We start from the raw sequence: 7,851 nt of genomic DNA, 5'->3' as shown, positions 1-7,851 counted from the left end.
CCTGTAGGATTTTCAATGATGATGAAACTGGGGCGACCGTCGGCAATGCACCGCAAGGCTTCAAACCAGAGTTTTGATTCTGGGTGTTCAAGTCCGGTTCCGTTTCCTGCAATGCTAGTGCCGGTGCAAGGGAAGCCGATTGTATAGAGGTTGAATTCTCCAGACTTTGGGCAATAATCTTTGATGTCGCTGTGGATGGAGATATTGGGAAATCTGTAACTGAGTACTGCTTGAGCGTCGCGGTTATTTTCAATGAAGAATTCAGTTTTGATAAGGTCAGACGCTCCTGCTGCCTTAATTCCGAGGTCAAAACCTCCGATTCCTGCGAAGAAACTGGCGTGTTTAAGTTGCATTCTGTCGCCTCCTTTTCCTCTAAGAATTCTTGATAACCGTAAGCCTGTATTTGCTTTGGGGTATATTCGCCCAAATGCCCATTTTCCCAAGTAATACCGATTTTCTTGTTTACACTCGCTACTACCCCGCGTTGATTGGCTGGGGTAATAATGCGATCGCCCACAGCCCATTTCTTAGAGGAGATTTTACTCATCTTTTTTACCTACTAAGTAAGATTCATTCATCGCCTTCCACTCTTGGGGGCTAATGGCCTCAATTTCAGCCTTACGCTGTTGCACTTCTCGTTCATCATTTGAAGTGCGGTTTGCAACTGCAAGACTGTGAGCTTGAGCAATTTGACCAGTTGCAATATCAAGTTGCTTTTTATACTTCTCAAATTGCTGCTCCGTGGTTTTTTTCCAACCATCACGAGCGATCGCATCCAATTTTTTGCAGATGTAGAGGTCAAATCGTAAATCTAACACTCCGTATTCTTTGAGATGATAGTTGTCAAACTTATTACACCCTTGACAAACCGGGATGCGATCGCGGTTGTGGTCGTAGTCGGGAATTATCAGACTGACCAGATGAGCCTGGATTTGACCTGTATCTTGGCAGCAAAAACAATGCCATCTAGGTTGCCAAATTTCTTTATCCTCAACTTCATTGGGGAGAATTGGCGATCGCTCAAAGGTTGGGAGGTCTGTCATGATTCCTCCTTGAGCCAACTAAACTGCTTGGTTTCCTTGCACCACTTTACAAACTCTATTTTTTCCTTGTCAGACGCGAATTGCAGGGGGTTGCCCGTTTCCTCGATGATGGCTAGCCAATCACGGGTTCGCGGGTCGGTTTCCCATTTTGCGGATTGTGCCGGGGAACTTTGTCCTTTGGACTTATACCACTGACTACGCAGTTCATCAAAGTTCTTCTCGATCCAACGCTGCGGAAGTTGGGGAGGATTGGGTAACTGGGCTGCCTTCTTCTTACCAAAATCTAAAAAACTCTCTCTCTCGCTATCTGAGAGAGAGTTTAAATAAGTCTTATTAATCTTATTGATATGAGGGCTGCTGGAATCATTGTTTGGTAAGGGTTTGAGAGGGGTGGTGGCGATCTGTGTGTCGCCGTTGGCGATCCTAATGTCGCTAGAAACGATCTGTGTGTCGCCGTTGGCGATCCTAATGTCGCTAGAAACGATCTGTGTGTCGCCATTGGCGATCCTAATGTCGCTAGAAACAATCTGTGTGTCGTCAGAGCCTAATCTTGATGAAGCCCCGTGTACTGCCTTTTTGTACTTGAACTTAGTAATTTCAATTTCAATTAGTTGCAACTCTTGCAGCTGCTTAACTGCCCGTTGAACTGTACGCCTTGTTATTCCCAGCCGCTCGGAAAGTTGAGCTGTGTCTATCTCCATAACGGAATTAGGGAAGGGATTAAGGGTCATGAGATAGAGATACACTCTTAGTTCAGCATCTTTGAGTTCAGCATTGAGCCGGAGGAATTCATCGTGCGTTAAAGGATAATGAGTAGATTTAGACATTACTCATTACCTCCATCTTGTGACTCTAGTAAGTAGCCTTTATCTACAAGCTCTTTTAGGGCGCGACTTATGGTTTGCCTGTGAACTATGCGCTCTGGTTTCGACAGCAGACGAGCTATTTCGCCGCAATTAATCTCTATTCCTTGGTTATATGGGTCATTGGTACGGATGTAGTACAGTACATCTCGTTGCGCTTGCGTCAGTTCCCGGCAAGCGTATAGCCATTCTTCATGTTGCAGTGGGTAGAACTTCCCTTGAATTTTGGAACTGTTTTGGGTCATAATGCACCAATAAGATTAAATTGATGAAATTTTGTGTTCGCTTCGGTTCAGGAAAACTGGGGCGAATTTCTTGCATTCGAGAATTTAGAAAAAAGTTCGCATTTTACCAAACTTTTACCTCCATCACTGATTTAATAGGATTAAACTAATAGTTAAATTAGTAGTGAAGTTCTCTCTTCACAATTCAGTCATAACTGAATATCATACTATAAGATTCAGTCAAGACATAATTAAACCTATGAATTTTTCACAGGCTTTGGATACAACCCTCGACAAGTTCGGTATTAGCGCGAAGTGGCTGTCTGAGAAGACTGGTGTTTCTCAGCAAATGATTAGTGGGTTTCGACGAGGGAGTCAGCGAATTTATTCCGATAGCCTAGAAAAGATACTAGCGGGATTGCCAACCGATGCTAAAAATTACCTGTTATGTCAACTAGCAGAAGTCGATACAAATAAAGTTGATTTGCGATCGCTTATAGTTAAAGCACCTCCACAAGAGCAAGCCGAGGCTCTACACCTAATTGCCGAAATATTTGCCAAAAACGTTCGTAACAATACGGATACAGTCGAATTGGCTGAAGCAGTATAAGATAAGTTTCAATAACACAACGGGCTGACCAAATTAATGCCAAGGGTGTATTAAATCATTCATGGGGTAGATGCCTACTTTTAGCAGTATAATATCAAATGTGTAAAGACTTATCAAACACTATAAGTAAGAATGTCAGATTTTGCCAAGTCCCAACGACATCAAAAGCTGTTTGATGAAATGTTAGTACGGTTTGATTTGAATGCACGCTCGATTGGTGATGCGGCGGGAATTACAGAAGTCACGATTTCACGCTTTCGTAATGGTAAATGCGATTTAGGTAGCGCCAAGTTGGTTGCACTCTTAGAAGCTGCCCCCCAGGAAGCGAGAAACTGGTATTTATCAGAATTATTCGGCGCTAAACCTGCCTCCTCGCTGCGATCGCTCATCCGAGAAGCATCGCCCCAAGAAAAAGCTGAAATATTAACGGAGATTGCTGGCTGGCTACAAAATATCGATGATGTTGGCTCTACTTCAGTTGATTTCAGTCTTGTAACTAAGTAATACTACGGATTCTATCTACTTGATATTAGCTGTATGATTTGATTTTGTAATTTTGATAAATTGAAATTAAAGTGGAAAGTAATATAGATAAGGCTTTAGAAGTTTCCCAGCATCTTACGAAGGATGAGAAGTTGGTATTGATTCGCAAGCTTTTACTGAGTATTGGTTTGTCGGTGGTATGTGTCAGTTGCTTAATGAACAGTTCGGGGCAGCATATTGCCAATAAACATCAGATGGCGATGACGCTAAGGGCGATCGCGGCAAATATTAGAAAATTATAATATGCACTACCGCAAGTTGTTCAGCAACTTTCAGAGTCAGGATTAACTGTAGTTACAGGCTCGTTTGTATCACTTAACAGTGACATAGCTGTAAATATTCAAACTGCTTCTGGATTTGAACCGGAGGTGTTACTTAAAGCCTTAGTGGAATTTCGGAAAGCAGAAAGGGAATCTAAGTGAGTCCAGTGTGGTCTTGGGGTTTCCCCAAGTGGAACAACTGGCGAACCCGAAGGGTAAAAAATTTGTCTGATTTATTCTTAGAGGAAACTATGCGTAAGAGAAGCCTCTCGTAGAGAAGAACCAGCCAAAAATGGAGCGTTCCCTGAGCCAGCCCTTGCAGTCAGACAAAGCCCAAGCCCAAGAAACTGCTGCGGAAACGCGGCGGTTACAGGGGCTAGCCTGACTGCAAGCCTCACTCCATTTTTGGCTGGAAACCAAGAAAAACCCTGTTTAATAATCAGAATTTTGCCCCATAATCTCGCATCGCCTGAATTACTGCGTCATACTTTTGAGTAGGAATATCGGCAGTTTTTTCTAGATGAAAACCTGCCAGAACTGACCTGACATCTGACTCAGATAGTTGTAATTCATTCCTTGCGATCGCCCACAATCTCTTAGCTTGAGGTTCAGTTATGGTCTGTACACCCGATACTCCACTCATATCATGTAATATCGAGCCTTCTTTGTCTTGAAAATTCGCTCTACTTGGGGAGACCCCAAGACCGCGATTTTCGCTACCATTGCTAGGTTTTTGAGTTAAACCAGCCTCTTGCTTAATTTCCTTGGCAATTTTGCGTTTAATTTCTTGGAAGTCCTTACTGTCAGGCTCAACTATGGTTATATCCAAAAGACAGAGGATATTATATCTGCGTCCATAAGATATCTGTGTGCCTATTTCCTTTGGATCATTAAAGTCATTTGATAAGGGAAAAATAGAATCTATCTGTTCGCCGCTTTCGTGTCTCAGGCTAGAAAGTAAGCAGTATCTAGTTTCTATGAAAATCATTTGATGTGCGATCGCTAATCCACAAGCCGAAAGTGCAGGCGTAATCTTGGGTTGAATTTCTTCAAGCTCGGCGTAGGTAAAACTAATTTCTCTGCCGCTTTTAGTAGGGATTTTCACATTTCGATTAGCCAAAATAGCCGGGATTTCAGATTTAGCTTTGGCGAGGGCTGCGTTAAGTTGTGGTGTCGGTGTCATAGTTGTAAATTCTTAGAGGATAAAGAGAGCGTAGGCGTAGCCCGCCGTAGGCATCGCTTTGAGGGGCGTAGGCGCAGCCCGCCGCAGGCATCGCAGGAAAGTTACTCGCCGTCTTCTTTCAAGTCATCAATGCAGTTTTCAACTAATGTCATGGCAGTTTCTAAGCTATTGCCAAAGCCTTCATGCCAATGGAGAAGTTCATCTTTACTTTCAAAAACCTTGTTTAGTTTTTCCAAGGATTCATTGAGCAGGGCGATCGCTTGTTCAAGTGTCATGTGTTTTGCTCCTGGTGAGGTGTTAATATAGAATTGCCTGTGGACTGCTATTGGATCTTTGGTCGGATACGTTGCAATCCTTGGACTCGATACCCTCTCTTGTGGCTGTGGGCTGGCGGCCAGAATTGTTTAATGAGGGGCTTACCAGTCTAATAACTCTGGCTCTGGTTCTAAATCAGGGTCATATTCTGCTGAGTAATTTTGTTCCTTCATAGCGGACTCCTTGCGTTCAATCCAGCAATATTGATACTGGTTCAAGGTTTCAGCCCCCATGTATTTCCAAGCAGCAAAGATATGTTTGTCAGGTATTTGTCCCTGAGCCTTGGTGTTGAGCATTAGGTATTTAGTTGCGATCGCATCTTGCCCGAATGCTTTTTCAATTCCACTGTAGGCGTGGCAAGTGCAGGTGATCTCATACTTATAAAGCTTCAATTCGTAGAAATCACCAGTGTTGCCACGGGCTATTAGCTCATCCCAGTTGTCCCCAGGCTGTAGTTTATAAGGGTCAGCCTTTTCCCAGCAGCGCTTTATTAATATGTCTACATAGTCAGCCTTTGAGATGAAGCGAGAGATACCGCGAATTTTAATAGTTTGTCCGCGTTTAGTAACTTTGTTGCAGATGTGGAGGTAAACAACGTTTTTATAAACATCAATGGTCGCGCAGTCAATGCCAGCTTTTACCTGCTCTGCTGACCATCCCCATTTTATTAGTAGAGCCTTCGTATTTTCTAAACTATATAAGTGTCGAAGTGCGTAATCTTCTGCATTATTCTCATGCAGTAAAGATTTATGGAAATCAGAATAATTGTAATCAGATTTTGTGTGTGCGATCGCTGAAAAACGTGTCATTGGTCGGATACCTTTTTCAAAGGGTTTGTATACTAATTATAGTATGTATACAAGCTAAAATACTAGCTTTATCAAATATTTATAAATAAAACAACATGGTTTAGACGTTGTTTTTTGCTTAGATTAAAACCAGTAATAATTACCGTAAGGTTTAGGCGTATTCTGTGTAGTAAATTCCCAAACTTTGCGCCGTGGTGTCTGCGACCAACTTACATGGACTGGTTTATCTTTGCCGTAGTAATAAATGGAGTCGAAGTCTAGGCTTCTCAAAAAGCCAATAACCTTTGTAGTGTCAACTCCCACAATTAGAAAGTCACAAGCAGCGCCTAAATTCTTACAGTAATAGTTGCCTTTGCTGTTTAGCTCATGCGCTATATGTTGATCCACTTTTACGCAGATGCGCGACTTTTCACGGTTCAAAAATTTCAATAAATCTTTGCTACAAAAACCGTAAGTAAGTTGAAAGTTTTCAGTGCCGAAGTGGTCGATAACTGGGGCAAGGATAGAAGTTTGCAAATTGACTAAAGCTTGCTCACTCTCTGAATTCTCAGGGTAAGGATTGATTAAGTGTGAGTATTTGGAGTAAGTATTTGAGCAGGTGCAAAGTTCTTCGAGCATTGGGGGGGTGGGTGGGGGTGGCGGCGGTGGTTAATTCTTAGAGGAATGAAGGGAGCGATCGCTGTGGGTTGCGATCGCTTATGTTTAATTAATCGTTTACAGTGTCAAGTTCTTTTTCTGTCAGCCAGCCCCACTCACGCCAGCATTTATCAGATGAATAGTAATAAAGCTGATACTCCGACCCTTGAGTAGTAAATCTCTCGCGCTCGTTTCTGACCTCGATTTCGGTTATGTAGCGTATGGATTTAATTACTATTAGCGTAAAGCTACAAAATGGCGCTCTAACTTTCTGATTAATTCTGTATTTGAATTGAATTGCATTTTTCATGGTCGGATACCTTGTAATTTTCTTAGTGTTTGAATAGAGCGATCGCTGTGAGGTGCGATCGCTTAATCATCAGCCGTAATATTTAGTCCTATTCTGATTTACCGTCCCACTCCCAGACGTTAACCATTACCCCGTAATCCTCACCATTACTTGCTCTTGGGTATCCATCCTTCCATCTCCAAAACCAAACTAGAATCTTCTCGCCAGTTGGAATTAATAACTTGGTGTCAGTTGTAATTGTGCCGGGGCCGCCAGAACAACTTACAATTCTGTCGTCTCTGAAGGCAGAATATTTAAAAATTATGCTTCCACTGCTAATTGCTCTATGCCGCACTCCTGCAATAATGCCAATTTTTCCTACTTCTAAAGTATTCCAAGGTTGAGTTAGCCTGATCGCGTCTCCAGCTTGTACACCTTCCCTTTTTTGGAAGTAAATATTTAGTTTTCTTTCTGCTTCTGTCATGGTCGGATACCTTAGTTTTTCTTAGAGGATGAAGAGGAGCGATGCCTACGGCGGTAAACTACGCCCTGTGGGAGATCGCTTAATCAATTAGGATTTAGAATCTCGTAGCTGTTTATATTGTTTGAGGGTTGCTAATCTGGCATAGAATTTGCCATCAACTTCTTTAAATGCCAAGTAAACAACCTCTCCAGCTTGGTTGTAAGTATGTGGCTCTGAATTAACAAAATATGAGCCATTAAATCCAATAGGTGGCACACATTCTAAAAACCATGTGTATGCTTCTTCTGTAATTTCTCGCCATTGACAATCATTTTTCTTGAAATCTTCTGTTACGGTTGGGGTTGGCCATTCTAATATCATTGGTCGGATACCTTTAAATTCTTAGAGGATGAACGCGAACAGCGTCTCGTTGGCGCAGCCTCTCGTAGAGAAGAGAAGGGAGAGCGATCGCATTTTAGGCGATGCCTACGGCGGGCTGCGCCTACGCACGGATTTAGTCAGCAATAGAATTTGCTTTTAAGATCGGACACATTGAGTATTGACCTTGCGGATAACAATATTCTTCTGTTCCATCTATGTAAATTTTTCTTTT

The 7,851-nt window shown here is 42.4% G+C and carries 14 protein-coding genes; 4 read left to right on the top strand and 10 right to left on the bottom strand.

The genetic code is table 11. The annotated features are described in order from the left end of the window. The 4 genes from ACYTXL_RS16725 to ACYTXL_RS16710 all read right to left on the bottom strand — a co-directional run. Positions 1–353: DNA cytosine methyltransferase (locus tag ACYTXL_RS16725; RefSeq protein ID WP_461925710.1), on the bottom strand; the 353-nt coding region annotated here is incomplete at its 3' end. A 186-nt stretch (positions 354–539) separates the two neighbouring features. Continuing rightward, complete coding sequence (locus ACYTXL_RS16720; protein WP_461922620.1) at positions 540–1,043, bottom strand: hypothetical protein; 504 nt, start codon at positions 1,041–1,043, stop codon at positions 540–542. Next, the gene (locus ACYTXL_RS16715) at positions 1,040–1,870 is read right to left on the bottom strand and encodes a helix-turn-helix domain-containing protein (RefSeq protein WP_461922619.1); all 831 of its coding nucleotides are present in this window, start codon (positions 1,868–1,870) and stop codon (positions 1,040–1,042) included. The genes ACYTXL_RS16720 and ACYTXL_RS16715 overlap by 4 nt, the downstream gene beginning before the upstream one ends. Continuing rightward, entirely contained in the window at positions 1,870–2,151 is a 282-nt protein-coding gene (locus tag ACYTXL_RS16710; protein WP_461922618.1) for a MarR family transcriptional regulator, read from the bottom strand. Before ACYTXL_RS16710 ends, ACYTXL_RS16715 begins: the two co-directional genes overlap by 1 nt. Before the next feature lie 238 nt (positions 2,152–2,389). Here ACYTXL_RS16710 and ACYTXL_RS16705 point away from each other — a divergent pair, with 238 nt between their 5' ends. From ACYTXL_RS16705 to ACYTXL_RS16695, 3 genes are all read left to right on the top strand, one after another. After that, entirely contained in the window at positions 2,390–2,740 is a 351-nt protein-coding gene (locus tag ACYTXL_RS16705) for an XRE family transcriptional regulator (RefSeq protein WP_375494607.1), read from the top strand. Positions 2,741–2,872: 132 nt separating this feature from the next. Beyond that, positions 2,873–3,244 (top strand): XRE family transcriptional regulator, encoded by a 372-nt coding sequence (locus ACYTXL_RS16700; RefSeq protein ID WP_461925709.1) that lies wholly within the window; start codon positions 2,873–2,875, stop codon positions 3,242–3,244. Between the two features lie 71 nt (positions 3,245–3,315). Next, positions 3,316–3,525 carry a hypothetical protein gene (locus tag ACYTXL_RS16695; RefSeq protein ID WP_461925708.1) on the top strand — a complete coding sequence of 70 codons (210 nt, stop codon included), beginning with the start codon at positions 3,316–3,318 and terminating at the stop codon, positions 3,523–3,525. A 457-nt stretch (positions 3,526–3,982) separates the two neighbouring features. Here the strand turns inward: ACYTXL_RS16695 and ACYTXL_RS16690 are convergent, their stop codons facing one another. The 4 genes from ACYTXL_RS16690 to ACYTXL_RS16675 all read right to left on the bottom strand — a co-directional run bounded on the left by ACYTXL_RS16690 (position 3,983) and on the right by ACYTXL_RS16675 (position 6,468). Then, positions 3,983–4,726, bottom strand: a complete 744-nt coding sequence (locus ACYTXL_RS16690; protein WP_461925707.1) for an ERF family protein — start codon at positions 4,724–4,726, stop codon at positions 3,983–3,985. Between the two features lie 101 nt (positions 4,727–4,827). Then, positions 4,828–5,001, bottom strand: coding sequence for a hypothetical protein (locus ACYTXL_RS16685; RefSeq protein ID WP_461925706.1), 174 nt, complete (start codon positions 4,999–5,001; stop codon positions 4,828–4,830). A 141-nt stretch (positions 5,002–5,142) separates the two neighbouring features. Then, positions 5,143–5,850 (bottom strand): hypothetical protein, encoded by a 708-nt coding sequence (locus tag ACYTXL_RS16680; protein ID WP_461925705.1) that lies wholly within the window; start codon positions 5,848–5,850, stop codon positions 5,143–5,145. A gap of 123 nt (positions 5,851–5,973) precedes the next feature. Further along, positions 5,974–6,468 carry a hypothetical protein gene (locus tag ACYTXL_RS16675; RefSeq protein WP_461925704.1) on the bottom strand — a complete coding sequence of 165 codons (495 nt, stop codon included), beginning with the start codon at positions 6,466–6,468 and terminating at the stop codon, positions 5,974–5,976. 45 nt (positions 6,469–6,513) lie between these two features. Here ACYTXL_RS16675 and ACYTXL_RS16670 point away from each other — a divergent pair, with 45 nt between their 5' ends. Next, positions 6,514–6,660, top strand: coding sequence for a hypothetical protein (locus tag ACYTXL_RS16670; RefSeq protein ID WP_461925703.1), 147 nt, complete (start codon positions 6,514–6,516; stop codon positions 6,658–6,660). A 224-nt stretch (positions 6,661–6,884) separates the two neighbouring features. Here the strand turns inward: ACYTXL_RS16670 and ACYTXL_RS16665 are convergent, their stop codons facing one another. Beyond that, positions 6,885–7,259 (bottom strand): hypothetical protein, encoded by a 375-nt coding sequence (locus tag ACYTXL_RS16665; protein ID WP_461925702.1) that lies wholly within the window; start codon positions 7,257–7,259, stop codon positions 6,885–6,887. Between the two features lie 87 nt (positions 7,260–7,346). Further along, the gene (locus tag ACYTXL_RS16660; protein ID WP_461925701.1) at positions 7,347–7,619 is read right to left on the bottom strand and encodes a hypothetical protein; all 273 of its coding nucleotides are present in this window, start codon (positions 7,617–7,619) and stop codon (positions 7,347–7,349) included. Between the last annotated feature and the right edge of the window lie 232 nt (positions 7,620–7,851).

The organism is Nostoc sp. (assembly GCF_054880495.1).
The sequence above is the reverse complement of the archived record's forward strand: the minus strand, read 5'-3'. Positions and strand labels throughout refer to the sequence as shown.